Origin of the sequence: Acidovorax sp. LjRoot117 (assembly GCF_964252695.1) — a bacterium.
Classification (GTDB): domain Bacteria; phylum Pseudomonadota; class Gammaproteobacteria; order Burkholderiales; family Burkholderiaceae_C; genus Acidovorax.
The window spans coordinates 163,363-178,811 of sequence record NZ_CAXUPO020000005.1; the positions used below are offsets into that span (position 1 = coordinate 163,363).

General features: G+C 67.4%; 12 protein-coding genes. 4 read left to right on the top strand and 8 right to left on the bottom strand.

Features of this window, described 5'->3' with window-relative positions; translation table 11 throughout:
• The first annotated feature begins 151 nt into the window (after positions 1-151).
• Positions 152-553, top strand: coding sequence for a hypothetical protein (locus ACSQ3D_RS15905; protein WP_436127555.1), 402 nt, complete (start codon positions 152-154; stop codon positions 551-553).
• A gap of 21 nt (positions 554-574) precedes the next feature.
• Here ACSQ3D_RS15905 and ACSQ3D_RS15910 read toward each other — a convergent pair whose 3' ends face one another.
• Positions 575-1,618 carry a GlxA family transcriptional regulator gene (locus tag ACSQ3D_RS15910; protein WP_436127556.1) on the bottom strand — a complete coding sequence of 348 codons (1,044 nt, stop codon included), beginning with the start codon at positions 1,616-1,618 and terminating at the stop codon, positions 575-577.
• A 218-nt stretch (positions 1,619-1,836) separates the two neighbouring features.
• On the opposite strand from ACSQ3D_RS15910, the gene ACSQ3D_RS15915 reads away from it, so the two are divergent.
• The 3 genes from ACSQ3D_RS15915 to ACSQ3D_RS15925 all read left to right on the top strand — a co-directional run bounded on the left by ACSQ3D_RS15915 (position 1,837) and on the right by ACSQ3D_RS15925 (position 5,940).
• On the top strand, positions 1,837-2,952 hold the full coding sequence (locus tag ACSQ3D_RS15915) for an S-(hydroxymethyl)glutathione dehydrogenase/class III alcohol dehydrogenase (RefSeq protein WP_436127629.1): 1,116 nt from the start codon (positions 1,837-1,839) through the stop codon (positions 2,950-2,952).
• 329 nt (positions 2,953-3,281) lie between these two features.
• Positions 3,282-4,148, top strand: coding sequence for an S-formylglutathione hydrolase (gene fghA, locus ACSQ3D_RS15920; RefSeq protein WP_436127557.1), 867 nt, complete (start codon positions 3,282-3,284; stop codon positions 4,146-4,148).
• Positions 4,149-4,182: 34 nt separating this feature from the next.
• Entirely contained in the window at positions 4,183-5,940 is a 1,758-nt protein-coding gene (locus tag ACSQ3D_RS15925; protein WP_436127558.1) for a phosphoethanolamine transferase, read from the top strand.
• Positions 5,941-6,412: 472 nt separating this feature from the next.
• Here the strand turns inward: ACSQ3D_RS15925 and ACSQ3D_RS15930 are convergent, their stop codons facing one another.
• The 7 genes from ACSQ3D_RS15930 to ACSQ3D_RS15960 form a co-directional block, all read right to left on the bottom strand.
• Positions 6,413-8,047 carry an ABC transporter ATP-binding protein gene (locus tag ACSQ3D_RS15930; protein ID WP_436127559.1) on the bottom strand — a complete coding sequence of 545 codons (1,635 nt, stop codon included), beginning with the start codon at positions 8,045-8,047 and terminating at the stop codon, positions 6,413-6,415.
• 1 nt (position 8,048) lies between these two features.
• Positions 8,049-8,936: an ABC transporter permease gene (locus tag ACSQ3D_RS15935; protein WP_436127560.1), complete on the bottom strand. Its 888-nt coding sequence runs from the start codon at positions 8,934-8,936 to the stop codon at positions 8,049-8,051.
• Between the two features lie 24 nt (positions 8,937-8,960).
• Positions 8,961-9,917: an ABC transporter permease gene (locus tag ACSQ3D_RS15940; RefSeq protein ID WP_056419047.1), complete on the bottom strand. Its 957-nt coding sequence runs from the start codon at positions 9,915-9,917 to the stop codon at positions 8,961-8,963.
• A gap of 36 nt (positions 9,918-9,953) precedes the next feature.
• Positions 9,954-11,573 carry an ABC transporter substrate-binding protein gene (locus ACSQ3D_RS15945; RefSeq protein WP_436127561.1) on the bottom strand — a complete coding sequence of 540 codons (1,620 nt, stop codon included), beginning with the start codon at positions 11,571-11,573 and terminating at the stop codon, positions 9,954-9,956.
• A gap of 77 nt (positions 11,574-11,650) precedes the next feature.
• A complete protein-coding gene (locus tag ACSQ3D_RS15950) occupies positions 11,651-12,943 on the bottom strand; it encodes an NAD(P)/FAD-dependent oxidoreductase (protein WP_436127562.1) in 1,293 nt (430 codons plus the stop codon).
• 55 nt (positions 12,944-12,998) lie between these two features.
• The gene (locus tag ACSQ3D_RS15955; protein ID WP_056419054.1) at positions 12,999-13,664 is read right to left on the bottom strand and encodes a haloacid dehalogenase type II; all 666 of its coding nucleotides are present in this window, start codon (positions 13,662-13,664) and stop codon (positions 12,999-13,001) included.
• Positions 13,665-13,904: 240 nt separating this feature from the next.
• Positions 13,905-15,386, bottom strand: a complete 1,482-nt coding sequence (locus tag ACSQ3D_RS15960; RefSeq protein ID WP_436127563.1) for an aldehyde dehydrogenase family protein — start codon at positions 15,384-15,386, stop codon at positions 13,905-13,907.
• Positions 15,387-15,449: the final 63 nt, after the last annotated feature.

The window sequence follows — 15,449 nt, forward strand, 5'->3', positions numbered from 1 at the left end:
GTACCTGCTCTGGAAAGCCCGCTTCGGCGGGCTTTTTTCATGGTGTACCGCGCCTGCCCATGCGCAAAGCAGCCGGCGACCCGGGAGGATGGCCCAGAGGACGGCGCCGCGGCTCCGGCCGATCGGTACCCATGAGCGACGGAGCCCACCCATGCATCCCCTCAAGCGCATCAATCACCTGGGCTCGGCGGTCCTGCTGGTCCTCGCCGTGCTGCTGGCCTTCGTCCTCGTGCTGCCCGAGCTGGGCATCGCGGCAGGTTGGAAGCCCAAGACCACGCCCTACCGGCTGGTCAACAACCCGTTCATCGGCTGGTCCCTGGTGGTTGCACTCGGCGCTGGCCTGGTGCTGATCCGCGCGGGATCGGAGCTTTCCCAGTGCATGGGCGCGCTGGTGCTTGTCGGCCTGGTCTTCGGCCTGGCCATCGTCAGCGGGCTTTTCTGGGACCCCTGGCTGTGCCCCGCCCTGGTGGCAGCCGTGCTACCGATCCAGAAGACGGCGATCCAACGGCTCCAGACGCTGGCACACCATCGGCCTGCAGGTTCGCGGAGATAGCGAGGGCGGCATCACAGCCCGTCAACGCCGCCCTTGCCCACCGAAACGCTCCCGATATGCCTGCGGCGCAATCCCCAAATGCCGCACGAACAGCTGCCGCAGCGCCTGCTCCGACCCCATGCCCACGCGCGCGGCCACGGTCTTGAGCGGTAGCGTGGACTGCGACTCGAGCAGCCGCCGCGCGCCTTCGAGCCGCGCGGCATCCACAAACGCCGAAGGCGTCTGCCCTGTCTCCTGCACGAACACCCGCCGAAAGTGACGCTCGCTCATGGCAGCGCGGTCGGCCAGCGCTGCCAGGGACATGGGCTCCTGCAAGTTCTCCAGCACCCAGGTCTGCACGGCCTGGATGTCGCGGTGGGCGGTGCCCTGGCTGGCCAGTTGCACGCTGAACTGCGACTGGCCACCGGGGCGCTTGAGGTACATGACCAGATCGCGCGCCACCTCCAGCGCCAGGGCGTGGCCAAAGTCGTCTTCCACCAAGGCCAGCGCCAGATCGATGCCGGCCGTCACACCGGCCGACGTCCACAGCGGGCCGTCGCGCACGTAGATGGCATCAGGGTCCACGTCGATGGCAGGGTAGCGCTGGCGCAGCAGGGCGGCCACGCTCCAGTGGGTGGCGGCGCGGCGGCCGTCGAGCAAACCGGCCGCGGCCAGGAAGAAGCTGCCTGAGCACAGGGCGATCATGCGGTCCACGCGCGGCGCGACGCGGGCGGCCCAGGCCACCAGGTCGGGCGAGGCCGCGAGCACCTGCTCGATGTTGCGGGAGCCGACCAGCACCACGGTACAGCCGGGGCCGTCACCATGCCCCTGCTGCTGCTCCAGCTCGGCCAGGGTGTGCGTGGCCGTGAGGGCCATCAGGGTGTCGGACTGCACGGCGCCGGCCTGGGCGGCGACCACGCGCACGGTGTAGCCGTCGGGCCGGCCGTGCTGCCGCAGGTGCACGTTGGCATAGTCGAACACGGACATGGGCCCCACGGCCTCCAGCGCCTTGAAGCCGGGGTAGACGACGAGATCGATGCGGTGGGGCTGGCCGGCGGGGTGATGGTGCGGAGGGTGGTGGTCCATGGGCGAACGGGTGCAGGAGAAAGGCGATGGACTATACGGGAGGTGATGTCCGACAAGGGCATGAACGATGGAATTCGGCCATACCCCCAAGGTCTGCGGCCATGGGTTTCTGCATGCGCTGCACATGGCCTACAGTCATGCGGTCGATCCGTGCCCGGAGGTCGCAGAACCTCTGGCCCCCTCCCCCCTTGACCAACCCATCCCCCAACACCATGACCATCAAATCCAAAGCCGCCGTGGCCTTCAAGGCCGGAGAACCCCTGCAGATCGTCGAGATCGACGTGGCACCGCCGAAAAAGGGCGAGGTGCTGATCCGCATCACCGACACCGGTGTGTGCCACACCGATGCGTTCACCCTGAGCGGCGACGACCCTGAAGGCCTGTTCCCCGTGGTGCTGGGCCATGAGGGCGCGGGCATTGTGGTGGAGGTGGGCGAAGGCGTGACCAGCGTGAAGCCCGGCGACCATGTGATCCCGCTGTACACCGCCGAATGCGGCGAGTGCCTGTTCTGCAAGAGCGGCAAGACCAACCTGTGCGTGTCGGTGCGCGTCACGCAGGGCAAAGGCGTGATGCCCGACGGCACCACGCGTTTCAGCTACAACGGCCAGCCGATCTACCACTACATGGGCTGCTCGACCTTCAGCGAGTACACGGTGGTGGCCGAGGTCTCGCTGGCCAAGATCAACCCCAAGGCCAACCCTGAGCAGGTGTGCCTGCTGGGCTGCGGCGTGACCACCGGCCTGGGCGCGGTGAAGAACACGGCCAAGGTGCAGGAGGGCGACACGGTGGCCGTGTTCGGCCTGGGCGGCATCGGCCTGGCGGTGATCCAGGGCGCCAAACTGGCCAAGGCGGGCCGCATCATCGCCGTGGACACGAACCCCTCCAAGTTCGACCTGGCCCGCACCTTCGGCGCCACGGACTGCGTGAACCCCAAGGACCACGACAAACCGATCCAGCAGGTGATCGTGGAGATGACGACCTGGGGCGTGGACCACAGCTTCGAGTGCATCGGCAACGTGAACGTGATGCGTGCGGCACTGGAATGCGCGCACCGCGGCTGGGGCCAGTCGGTGATCATCGGCGTGGCGGGTGCGGGGCAGGAGATTTCCACCCGCCCCTTCCAGTTGGTCACGGGCCGCAAGTGGATGGGCACGGCGTTTGGCGGCGTGAAGGGCCGCAGCGAGCTGCCCGGCATGGTGGAAGACGCCATGGCCGGCAAGATCCAGCTGGAGCCGTTCGTGACGCACACGATGGGCCTCAAGGACATCAACGAAGCGTTCGACTTGATGCATGAAGGCAAGTCGATCCGCTCGGTGGTCAAGTACGCTGCCTGATCGATCGGGTGAACAAGGGGGTGGCGGAAGCAGGTGCCGGGCGTCGGTCTTAGTGCACATGCCCCAGCTGGCATGCCAGCACGCGTGCAACGATGCGCGGACGCCTTCCTCCGCCCTTTCGGGTCGAGCTTGGCGACGCCTCGCCGTATGGCCTGACGAGCCCGCAACCCGTTCGGGCTGAGCCTGTCGAAGCCTCGCGCTACCCATCGACAAGGCTCAGCGTGACCGGGGTTCTCGTTTTTGACTGTGCAGCGGCCTGATTTCAGATAAAAACAGCCCCTACCGCTTGCCTATCAAGCGCATCCAGCTATATTTTTGAGAGCAAAACCATGACAACCTCCCTGGAACTGCTCAGCAGCCATGCCTGCTTTGGCGGCGAGCAGCACTTCTACCAGCACGCCTCCACCGAGATCGGTCTGCCGATGAAGTTCTCGGTCTTTCTGCCGCCCGCGGCGCAGCAGGGGCCCGTGCCGGCCCTGCTGTACCTGGCGGGGCTGACCTGTACCGAAGAAACCTTCATGGTCAAGGCCGGAGCCCAGCGCCTGGCGGCCGAACTGGGGCTGGCGCTCATAGCGCCCGACACCAGCCCGCGTGGCGCCAACCTGCCGGGCGAGGCCGAGAGCTGGGACTTTGGCGTGGGTGCGGGGTTCTACCTCGACGCCACGGCAGAGCCCTGGGCGCGCCACTGGCGCATGGAAAGCTATCTGATGAAGGAACTGCTGCCCCAGGTGGGGGCGCAGTTGCCGGTCGATGGTGAACGGCTGGGTATCTTCGGCCATTCGATGGGCGGGCATGGCGCGCTGACGCTGGCCCTGCGCCATCCGGGGCGGTTCAAGAGCCTGTCGGCGTTTGCGCCCATCTGCGCGCCCACGCAGTGCCCCTGGGGAGAAAAGGCCTTCGCCGGGTACCTGGGCGCGGACCGCACGGGCTGGATCGAGCACGATGCCACCGTGCTGATGCAGCACCAGCCGGTAGCGCCCTACCCCGCGGGCATTCTCATCGACCAGGGGCTGGCCGATAAATTCTTGGCCACGCAGCTGCACCCCCACCTGTTCGACGCCGCCTGCAAGGCCATCGGCCAGCCGCTGACCTTGCGCCAGCACGCCGGCTACGACCACGGCTACTACTTCATCCAGACCTTCATGGCCGACCACCTGAAGCACCACGCCGCTCACTTGCAGCTCATTCCACGTTAATGCGGCCTTAAGTCTCGGGCGCCACAGTGCGCCCATGCCTTTGATCCTGCAGCGCCTGCTGCTCTCCCCCGCGGCCGTGGGCGTTGCCCCCCGGCCTGGCGCTGCCGCCGCGCCCCGTGCCTTGCACCCTGCCTGGGTGGTGGTGTTCATCAGCGTCTGGCTGGCCGCGGCGTGCAATGTGCCGCTGTGGCGCGAAGTGGCCCAGTTGCCCGGCCATGGCAGCCTGCGCGGCTGGTTGTTTGCGGCGGCATTCTTCGTCATCGTGGCGGCGGGCAATGCAGCGCTGCTCAGCCTGCTGGCGTGGCGCCTCACGCTCAAGCCTGCCGCTGCGGTGCTGGTGGTCATGGCGGCCTTCGGCGCGTATTTCATGCTGGCCTACGGCATCACCATCGACGCGAGCATGCTGGTCAACGTGCTGCAGACCGACGCCCATGAGGCCGCCGACCTGCTCAGCTGGCGCATGGCCGGCACCGTGTTCGCGCTGCTGGCGCCGCCCCTGGTGTGGCTGTACCGCACGCCGGTGCGGCGCTTGAGCACGGTGCGGCAGGTGGCGCACAACGGCGCGCTGCTGCTGGGTGCCATCGCCGTCATCGTGGTGTGCCTGCTGATGGTGTTCCAGGACTTTGCCTCCACCATGCGCAACCACACCAAGCTGCGCTACCTCATCAACCCGCTCAACACCGTGTATGCGCTGGGCAACATCGCCACCCGGCCCTTGCGCATCGACGGCAGCAAGCTGCTGCCGCTGGGCCGCGATGCGCAGCTGGGCGCGAGCTACCTGGGCCAGAAAGCACCGCCCCTGCTGGTGCTGGTGCTGGGCGAAACCGGCCGCAGCGGCAACTTCGGGCTCAACGGCTATGCGCGTGACACCACCCCGCTGCTGTCGGCGCGCACCGACCTGGTCAGCGCGCGCAATGCCTGGTCCTGCGGCACCAGTACCGCAGCCTCCGTGCCGTGCATGTTCTCGCACCTGGGGCGCACCGGCTACGAGGCGCGCGCCGCCAATTTCGAGAGCCTGATCGACGTGCTGCACCATGCCGGCCTTGCCGTGCTGTGGGTGGACAACCAGTCGGGCTGCAAGGGTGTGTGCGACCGGGTGAGCAACGACATCAATACCTCGTCCCTGAAAGACACCACGCTGTGCGCAACCCGCGGCGAATGCCTGGACCGCATCATGCTCCAGGACCTGGACGCGCACATCGCTGCGCTGCCTGCAGAGCAGCGCCAACGCGGCACGGTGGTGGTGCTGCACCAGTTGGGCAGCCACGGCCCCGCGTACTCCAAGCGCTCGTCGCCCGAGCTCAAGAAGTTCTTGCCCGAATGCGCATCGACCGCGCTGCAGGAATGCGAGCGCCAGCAGGTGGTGAACGCCTACGACAACAGCATCCGGGAGACGGATGTGTTCCTCGACTCGGTGCTGAAATGGCTGTCAGCGCGCTCCGGGCAAGCGCAAGCAGCTATGATTTACGTAGCAGACCATGGGGAATCGCTGGGCGAGAACAATATCTACCTGCACGGCCTGCCCTACGCCATCGCGCCCGATGTGCAAAAGCATGTGCCCTGGGTGACCTGGCTGTCGCCTGCCATGCAGTCCCGCACCAGCCTGCCCACAGGCTGCCTGCAGCAGGACCTGGCGCAGCGGCGCATCACGCACGACAACTACTTCCACTCGGTGCTGGGCCTGATGGATGTGAAGACGGGTGCCTACAACCAGGACCTGGACATGTTCACGCCATGCCGGCAGAAAGCGCAGTCGGTGGCTGCTGCGGGTACCGCCGGCAGCCGGCCGTAGGCTGCGCTCCGGCAGCGCCATCGGAATCGGTCGATGCCCAGGTTGCCGCAGCGCAGCCAGCGGGCCCAGGGTCTGTCTGTCGGTCTGTCGGTCTGTCGGTCTGTCGGTCTGTCGGTCTGTCGGGCTCGAAACGTAGCGCGCCTGCAGAGGGTCGAGTCCTCCAGCCGGCCAATACCGCCCCTCGCATCGACAGCCCGATCCTTGGCGCCACCGAACTGCACGACCTCGCCAGAATGGCGCACGCCACCCCCGATAGAGCCCACTCAGGTTGGGCCGCCGTGCGGTCGGGGCAAGCGGGTGGAAGGTCTGGAACGAGCCATTGCCGGCATCCCGGGACTGTCACCAGATCACCCATTGGAATGAAATTGGCCCCTGCCGCTGGTGTGTAGAACGCGAACAGCTATAAAAACAGGAGCACGCGGGCGATCGCTGGACGCCGGCATTCGCGGCCCTGCGCCAACCCCCGGGGCTGTCAGCCAGGGGCCACCGCCGCGCCGCGTGCGGCATCCTGCTCGTCCAGCCATCCCTGGCGCAGCTCTGGCACCGACCGCGCCAGCAGCTCGAAGTAGGGGTGGTGCGGCCGTCGGTCGAAGTCGGCACGGGCCACCTGGTCCAGCTTGCAGCCGTGCTGCATCACGATGATCTCGTCGCACACGGCGCGCACCGTGTGCAGGTCGTGGCTGATGAACAGATAGGACACCCCCAGCTCGCGCCGCAGGTCGGCCATCAGGTCCAGCACGGCAGCCCCCACCACCGTGTCCAGCGCCGACGTCACCTCGTCGCACAGGATCAAATCGGGCTCGGCGGCCAGGGCGCGCGCCAGGTTGACCCGCTGCTTCTGGCCGCCCGACAGCCCGCCCGGCAAACGCTGCGCCACCGAATGCGGCAGGCGCACCAGGTCGAGCAGCTCATGGATGCGGTGCTTGAGCGCATCGCCGTGCAAGCCTTGGTAGAACTGCAGCGGGCGCGCCAGGATGCGCTCGATGGTCTGCGACGGGTTCAGGGCGGTGTCGGCCATCTGGAACACGATCTGGATGCGCCGCAGTTCGTCCTTGCTGCGCTGGCGCAATTCGGGCTGGAGCTCGCGCTGGTGGAACAGCACGCTTCCCCGGCACGGCGCCATCAGCCCTGCGATGGCACGGGCGAGCGTGGTCTTGCCCGAACCGGACTCGCCGATCACACCGATGGCCTGGCCCCGGTGCAGCTGGAAGCTGATGTCCTTGAGCACCAGCGTGGCGGGCTGGCCCTGTGCATCCAGCGGGCCGTAGCCGGCCGACAGGCCCCGCACATCGAGCAGCAGTTCGCCCTCGCCCTTGCAGTGCCCGGCCACGCGGGGTGCGGGCCGGGCGGCCGCCAGCAGGCTTTGCGTGTACGCGTGCGCAGGTGACTGCAGGATGCGCGCCGTGGTGTTCACCTCCTGCGTCTGCCCGCCGCGCAGCACCAGGATGTGGTCGGCCATTTGCGCCACCACGGCCAGGTCGTGGCTCACGTAGACCGCGGTGGTCCGCCGCTCCCGCACCACACGGCGAAACGCGCGCAGCACCTCGATCTGGGTGGTCACATCCAGCGCCGTGGTGGGCTCGTCCAGGATGACCACCTCAGGGTCGGTGATGAGTGCCATGGCGGCCATCAGGCGCTGCAGCTGGCCGCCCGACACCTGGTGCGGATAGCGCTGGCCTATGGTGTCAGGGCTCGGCAGGGCCAGCTCCTTGAAAAGCTGCACGGCCTTGGCTTCGGCCTCGCCGCGGCGCAGGGTGCCGTGGATGCGGGTGGGCTCCACCACCTGGTCGAGAATGGTGCGAGACGGGTTGAACGACGCCGCGGCGCTCTGCGCGATGTACGACACGGTGCGCCCTCGCAGCGCCCTTTGGCCTGCAGGCGACAGGTGGAGCACATCGGTATCGCCGATGTGCACGCTGCCCCCCGCGATGGTGCAGCCGTACCGGGCATAGCCCATCAAGGCGAGCGCCGTGGTGGTCTTGCCCGAGCCGGACTCGCCGATCAGCGCCAGCACCTCGCCCGGCTCGATGGCAAAGCTGAGCCGGTCCACCAGCGTCTGGCCACCGGCGGTGATGTGCAGGTCCTTGACCACTACAGAAGCGCCCATGTCAGCACCTTCCCCGCGAACGGGCAGACCGGCCGGGCAGGTTGTCGATCACCAGGTTGACGGCGATGGTGAGGCTGGCGATGGCCAGCGCCGGCGCGATCACCGACGCGCCCGCATCTGGCAGGGCGCCGATGTTCTCCCGCACCAGCGAGCCCCAGTCGGCGGCGGGCGGCTGAATGCCCAGCCCCAGAAAGCTCATGCTGGCCAGCAGCAGCACCACATAGACGAAGCGCAGCCCCAGGTCGGCCAGCATGGGGCCCAGGATGTTGGGCAGTATCTCGCGCAGCATGATGTAGAGCGTGCCCTCGCCCCGCGCGCGGGCCACGGTGACATAGTCGAGCTCATTGATGTTGATGGCCAGCGACCGCGCGATGCGGTAGGCGCCCGGCACATAGATGAGCGCAGCCGTGAACACCAGCATCCCGACCGAGGACCCGAACCCGGCCACCAGCACCAGCGCGAACATCTTGCTGGGGATGGACGTGAGCGTATCGAGCAGGCGGCTGAGCACGCTGTCCACTACCGTACCGCTGGCAGCCGCCAACAAGGCCAGCACTGTGCCCGTGGCGCTGGCCAGCAGCGTGGCGACCAGCGCCACACCCACGGTGTAGCGGGCCCCCTGCACCACGCGCACGAGCATGTCCCGGCCCAGGTAGTCGGTGCCCAGCCAGTGGGTCGCGTTGATGGGGCCGTACACCACCGACGCCTGCAGGTCCACCAGATGGCGCGGCAGCAGCCAGGGGCCCGCCAGCGCGGCCACCAGCCAGAACAGCAGGAGCAGCAGCCCCAGCGAGCCCGCCCAGCCGAAGCTGCCCAGCCGGCGCAGCAGCCCGTTGCGGTGGCGGTCGGCGGTGGCCTCGGGCGTGGCGGCGGGGGGACAGGTCTGCATGGTGCGATCCTCGCTCGACAGGTTTCAGCGGTGGCGCAAGCGCGGGTTGGCGACGATGCCGCACACATCGGCCAGCGTGACCAGCAGCAGGTAGCCGGTGCAGAAGATCATGGAGCAGGTCTGCACCAGCGGCATGTCGCGCTGGGTCACGCCATCGACCATCAGCTTGGCAATGCCCGGGTAGTTGAAAATGGTCTCGATCACGATGACGCCGCCCAGCAGGTACGACAGCGACAGCGCCACCGCATTGGCGATCGGGCCCACCGCGTTGGGCAGCGCGTGGACCATCACCATGCGCAGCGACGATGCGCCCTTGAGCCGCACCATCTCGATGTAGGGCGCCTGCAGTTGGTCGATGACGGCCGCGCGGGTCATGCGCATCATCATGGCCACGATCACGCAGCACAGGCTGAGCACCGGCATGGCAAAAGCGCGCAGCAACTGCCCCACGGATTCGATATCGTTCACGTACGACAGGGCGGGCAGCCAGCGCAGCTGCACGGCAAACACCAGCACCGCCAGCGTGGCCACCAGAAACTCAGGCACCGACACCACCGCCACGGACAGGTTGGAGGCAATCCGGTCCAGCCAGGACCCCCGCCACACGGCCGATGCAATGCCCAGCGCCAGCGCGATCGGCACGGAAAAAAGTGCGGTCACTGCCGCGAGCAGCAGCGAGTTGGGCAGCCTGCTGGCCACCAGGTCGCCCACGGGCATCTGGGTGGTGGCCGATTGCCCCAGGTCGCCGCGTACCACGCCCCACAGCCAACGCAGGTAGCGCGCGGGCGCGGGCACATCAAGGCCCATCTGGGCGCGCAGCGCGGCCAGTGCGTCGGGCGTGGCGTCCTGACCGAGCTGCTCCTGCGCGGCATCGCCCGGCAGCACCGCCGTGATCGCGAACACGATGACCGACACCGCCAGCAGCGACAGGATCGCGAGCAGCAGGCGCTTGGCCAACAGCGAAAGGATCACATGGTTCATGCGAAGGCTGGGATGACGATTGCCGGGCGCGGCGCCTCAGGCGTCGAGCCAGACGTGCTCGGCGAAAGAGTAGCCCATCAGCCCGCCCAAGGGAATCGGCGACAAACCCTTGAGCTTGCTGGAATGCCCGTCGATGCTGGCCAGGAACAGGGGAATGCCGATGCCCGCCTCGCCATGGATCATGGTCTGCATGTCGGCATACATCTGCTTGCGCCTGGCCAGATCGGTTTCGGCGCGCGATGCGAGCAGCAGCTGGTCGAACTGCGCGCTCTTCCAGCGCGATTCGTTCCAGGCCGCATCCGACTTGAAGAACTGAGTGAGGATGGTGTCGGCACTCGGACGGGGGTTGACGTTGCCGAACCCGACCGGGCTGTTGAGCCAGTGGTTGGACCAGTAGCCGTCCGCCGGCATGCGCTTGATGTCGAGGTCGAGCCCGACGCGCTGGGCCGACTGCTGCAGCAGCAGCGCGATTTCGACCGAATACATGGCAGCAGGGGACACCACCACCGGGATCTTGCCCGTCACGCCGGACTTCTGCAGGTGGAACTTGGCCTTGTCCAGGTCGTACGCGCGCTGCGGCAGGCCTTTGAAGTGAAAGCGGTTGGTGGGGTCGATGGGCTGGTCGTTGCCCAGCACCGCGTAGTCCAGCGCGATCGTCTTCTTCATCTGCTCGCGGTCGAACAGGTATTTCATGCCGAGCGCGAAGTCGGGGCTCATGCCCGGCCCCACATCCTTGCGCATGATGAGGTCGGAGTACTGGCCCGACTGGGTGGTGAAGACGGCGTAGCCGGGCGTGCCGCTCACGCGCGCCACCGCCCGCGGGTTGATCGAGGCCACCAGGTCCATGCCGCCCGACAGCAGCGCATTGACCCGCGCACTCTCGTCGCTGATGCCCACGAACTCGATCTCGTCGAGGTAGGGCTTGCCGGGCTTCCAGTACGCATCGTTGCGCACCACCAGGGAGCGCACCCCCGGCTTGAACTCCTTGAGCTTGTAGGGGCCGGTGCCGATGCCCGCATTGAAGTCGGTCGTGCCGTCCTTGACGATGTGGAAATGGAAGGTCCCCAGGATGACCGGCAGGTCCGAATTCGGCGCCGACAGCACGATGGTGACTTCGTTCGGTCCGCTAGCGCGCACCGTCTCGATCTGCTCTGCCAGCACCTTGGCCTTGGAGGCCGTGGCCGGGTCCTTGTGGCGCTGGATGGAGAACACCACGTCGGCCGGCGTCAGCGCCTTGCCATCGTGGAACACCACGCCCTTGCGCAGGGCGAAAACCCAGGTCTTGGCGTCCTGCGAGGCAAAGGACTCGGCCAGGGCGGGCTGGGGCGTGAGCGAGCCATCGAGCGCCGTGAGCCCGTTGTACAGCATGGTCCCGCGCGAGTAGTCGGTCTGGTTCGACTGCTTGGCGGGGTCCAGGGTGTCGGTGGCCGCCGCCGTCGCCCCGGCCACACGGATGCGACCACCGCGCCTGGGTGTCTGCGCGTGCGCCGTCATGGCCAGCCCGGCGACGCTGCCGGCCACCGTGGCTTGCATGCCGCACGCCGCCAGCATGGTCAGCACATCGCGGCGCGAGGCGCCGCGTCGCAGCGCGTTCATCACGCGGAGGCTGTCACGGGAACCGACTAATTGCTCGAACAGTGGATGGTTGTCGCTCATGGTGCAGCTCCTGGTTGAAAAGCACGGGGGGAGTTGATCGAATGGAAAGCTTCGTCGGTGGCAGGTCGCCCTGGGCCTCAGGTCAGCCGGTCTTTCAGACGGTAGTACAGGCCCACGGCCGGCAGAAACCACGGCGGGCCGAAGTGGCCGGCAATGGCCGGCCAATCCCGGCCCTGCCACGGATTGGCACTGGCATTGCCGGCCATCACAGCGGCCATGCACTGGCCCATGTGCACGGACATCTGGGTGCCGTGGCCGCTGTAGCCCATGGAATAGAACAGGCCGGCGCGCTCACCCGCGTGGGGCAGACGGTCCCGCGTCATGTCCACCAGGCCACCCCAGCAATAGTCGATCCCCACAGGCCCCAGCCTGGGAAAGGTTTCGGCCAGCCCGGCCCGCAGGATCTCGCCGCTGGCGGCGTCCGACTGAGGGCTCGACACCGCAAAGCGGGCGCGCCCTCCGAAGACCAGCCGGTGGTCCGCGGTGAGACGGAAGTAATGGTGGATGTTGGCAATGGTCGTATAGGTGCGGCGTGCGGCGAGCAGTGCGTTGGCGCGGTCGGCACCCAGGGGCTCGGTCACCACGATGAAGCTACCGATGGGAACGATGCGCCGCCGCAGCCAGCCGAAGCTGCCGTAGCCCCCGTGGCGCGATGCGCCCGTGGCCAGCAGCACCTGACCAGCCTTGACCACGCCGTGGGCCGTGTGCAGCTTGTGCGTGCGCCCCTGCACCCGCTCCAGCCGGTCCACCAGCGCGCCGGTATGGATTTCGGCACCCCTGCGCTGGGCGGCGCGCGCCAGTCCGAGCGCAAAGCGGCCCATGTGCATCTGCGCACTGCGCTTGTACAGCAGCCCGCCGTGGAATCGATCGCTCTGCACCTCGCTGCGCACGCTGGCGGCACTGAGGACTTCCACGTCGGTGTCGACACCATCGTCCGCCAGCCGCTGCGCACTGCGGTGCAGCGCCTCCATCTGCTGGGGCCGCGTGGCGAGCTTGAGCTTGCCGTGGCGCAGGAAGTCGCAGTCGATCGACTCCTCCCGCACCAGCCTGGCGACGGTGTCCACGGCGTCGTCGTACGCGTGGTACCAGGCCCGGGCCTGCTGCACGCCCACGCGCGCTGCAACATCGGCGTAGTCGACGGCCAGCCCGTTGTTGACATGCCCTCCGTTGCGGCCCGAGGCCTCCGGCGCGACCGTCGGGCCGGCTTCCAGCACGGCCACGGTGGCCCCCTTGCGGGCCAGCTCCAGCGCTGCGGACAAGCCCGTGAATCCGGCACCGACGATGGCCACATCCACCTGGGCGGGCAGGCTGCGCCGCGTCCCTGTCGGCCACACGGGCAGGGCGTCGTTCCAGTAGGAGTCGAGCTTCATATCAGGCGGGGTGTCGTGGCGGCGATGGAAAAGCTCGGTGGCGGGGGTCGATGGCTCAGAGCCCGACCACGCTGGGCAGTCCGCCGATGTCCTGGATCTCGGTGTAGCGGTACGCGGGGTTGCCCGGGCCATGGCCGCGGTTGACGAACACCTTGTGGACGATGCCGATGTCGTCGGCGGACATGAGGTCATAGCGCAGGCTGGACGAGACGTGCAGCACATCCTGCGGGTTGCAGCCCAGCGAGTCCAGCATGTACTCGAAGGCCTTGAGGCGCGGCTTGTAGGCCTGGGCCTGCTGGGCGGTGTACACCCGGTGGAACGGCGCGCCCAACATGGCGACGTTCTTCTGGATCTGATCGTCGGATGCATTCGACAGGATCACGAGCGGAATCTCTTTGGCCACCTTGGCCAGGCCTGCGGGGACGTCGGCATGGGCGTCCCAGGTGGGGACGGCGTCATAAATCTTCTGTCCGTCAGCGTCCAGGTACTGGATCTTCCACTTCTTGCACAGCCGGCGCACCGCATTCTTCAACACCACCTCATACGGCTGCCAGTCACCCAGCACTTCGTCAAAGCGATAGGCGGTGAAGTCGGCAATGAACTGGTCCATGCGCTCGGCCGGAATCCGGTCGGCGAACAGTTCGCGCGTCATTTCGCCCATGCGAAACCTCGTCAGCGTGCCGTAGCAGTCGAAAGTCACGTACTTGGGACGAAAAGTCATGGTGTGTGTCCTTGGGGTCTTGCGGTCACAGCCCGGGGTGGGACGCCTGCCTGTGCGGGGTTTGCGACAGTGTCATTACGAAATGGGGTGAAGCAATTGAAGCATGCAGCTTCGACCGACTCGTAGGGAAATGCGGGCACACAGCACGAGAATGCCCCGTTTGACGGCACCACCGCAGCATGCAATGCGGTCTGCACCGTCCCCGTGCACCCGCGCACCGAGAGAACGCACGAACTGCCGCTACAGAGCCGCAGAAAAATCTATCAACACGCTCTTGAAACGCAGGTTGGCTTCCACCGCCTGGCGCCCCAGGTCCTTGCCGATGCCCGATTGGTGGTAACCGCCGGTCGGAATGACGAAATCTGCGCTGCGCCCGTACCGGTTGACCCAGACGGTGCCGGCAGAAATACCGCGCATCGCGCGCAGGGCGCGACCGAGGTCTGCCGTATGAACCCCCGCCGCCAAGCCGTACTGACCGTGTCCGGCGAGCGCCAGTCCCTCCGCTTCGTCATCGAAGGTCTGCACCGTGAGCACCGGGCCGAAGATCTCCTCCCGTACCGCGGGGTTATCTGCTGCCACGCCTTCAATGATGGTCGGCTGAAAATACGCTCCGCCCGGGCCGTCGTCAAAAAGCCCCCCTCCACACCGCATCTGCCCGCCCGCGTCGCGTGAACGCTCCACGATGTCGAGGATGCGTGCCGCCTGTGGCGACGAGATGATGGGCGGCAGCGTAGCTTCGGCATCCCAGGTGGCGCCGGGCCGCAGCGCGGCAAACCGCGCTGCGATGCGCTCCACCAGCGCTTCGCCGATGCCGCGCTGCACGATGAGCCGCGAGCCCGCCACGCAGACCTGGCCCGCATTGCCCGCGATGGCGCCGGCAATGATGCCGGCCAGCCGGTCAAGGTCTGGCGCATCGTTGAACACGAGTTGCGGACTTTTGCCGCCCAGCTCCAGTGTCACGGGCTTCGGGCCCTGCAGGGCGCAGGTGGCCATGATCGCCGCGCCCGTGCCGGTCGAGCCGGTGAAGGTCATCTTGGCGATCAACGGATGGCGCGTCAGCGCATCCCCCGTGACACGCCCGTCGCCCTGCACCACATTGAACAGCCCGGGCGGCACGCCCGCCTCGACCGCCAGTTGCGCGAGCCGCACCGCAGAAAATGGCGTCAACTCCGACGGCTTGAGCACCACCGCATTGCCTGCTGCCAGCGCCGCCCCCACCTTCCAGGACACCATCACCAGCGGAAAATTCCACGGTGTGATCGCACCCACCACGCCGTAGGGCTCGGCCACCACCATGCCCAGATGATCATGCCGTGTCGCGGCCACCTCGCCACCCAGTTTGTCAGCATATTCTGCGAAGAACCGCAGCCCCTCTGCCGTGAAGGGCACGTCCCACGACAGGGCATCGCGCAGAGGGCGGGTAGAGCACACGGCTTCCATTGTTGCCAGCAATGGCGCATCGGCCTCCACCAGGTCGGCCCACCGCCGCAGCACGCGGGCACGGTCCCGCGGGGCACGGCGAGCCCAGTCCGAATGGCGCCAGGCCCGCGAAGCACTTGAGACCGCGGCATCCACCGTGCCCGTATCTGCCACGGGCAGTTCGGCGTGGGTCTGACCGTCGGAGGGACGCAGTACTGTCCGGCGGGGAGCGTCGGAAACAAGCCGGCCATCGATGAAATGGCCGAAGGGAACAGCGACGGCATGGGGGTCGAAAACAGGCATGGTCGGGAACGCGGGGGATGACCCCGCAACGGTGGACGGTTGCCTGATGCTAGGCAGTAAGCC

Excerpts from the sequence above, each read along its gene's own strand:
- ACSQ3D_RS15905 (WP_436127555.1), top strand. The coding sequence starts at position 152 with ATGCATCCCCTCAAGCGCATCAATCACCTGGGCTCGGCGGTCCTGCTG.
- ACSQ3D_RS15910 (WP_436127556.1), bottom strand. The coding sequence starts at position 1,618 with ATGGACCACCACCCTCCGCACCATCACCCCGCCGGCCAGCCCCACCGC.
- fghA (WP_436127557.1), top strand. The coding sequence starts at position 3,282 with ATGACAACCTCCCTGGAACTGCTCAGCAGCCATGCCTGCTTTGGCGGC.
- ACSQ3D_RS15925 (WP_436127558.1), top strand. The coding sequence starts at position 4,183 with ATGCCTTTGATCCTGCAGCGCCTGCTGCTCTCCCCCGCGGCCGTGGGC.
- ACSQ3D_RS15930 (WP_436127559.1), bottom strand. The coding sequence starts at position 8,047 with ATGGGCGCTTCTGTAGTGGTCAAGGACCTGCACATCACCGCCGGTGGC.
- ACSQ3D_RS15935 (WP_436127560.1), bottom strand. The coding sequence starts at position 8,936 with ATGCAGACCTGTCCCCCCGCCGCCACGCCCGAGGCCACCGCCGACCGC.
- ACSQ3D_RS15940 (WP_056419047.1), bottom strand. The coding sequence starts at position 9,917 with ATGAACCATGTGATCCTTTCGCTGTTGGCCAAGCGCCTGCTGCTCGCG.
- ACSQ3D_RS15945 (WP_436127561.1), bottom strand. The coding sequence starts at position 11,573 with ATGAGCGACAACCATCCACTGTTCGAGCAATTAGTCGGTTCCCGTGAC.
- ACSQ3D_RS15950 (WP_436127562.1), bottom strand. The coding sequence starts at position 12,943 with ATGAAGCTCGACTCCTACTGGAACGACGCCCTGCCCGTGTGGCCGACA.
- ACSQ3D_RS15955 (WP_056419054.1), bottom strand. The coding sequence starts at position 13,664 with ATGACTTTTCGTCCCAAGTACGTGACTTTCGACTGCTACGGCACGCTG.
- ACSQ3D_RS15960 (WP_436127563.1), bottom strand. The coding sequence starts at position 15,386 with ATGCCTGTTTTCGACCCCCATGCCGTCGCTGTTCCCTTCGGCCATTTC.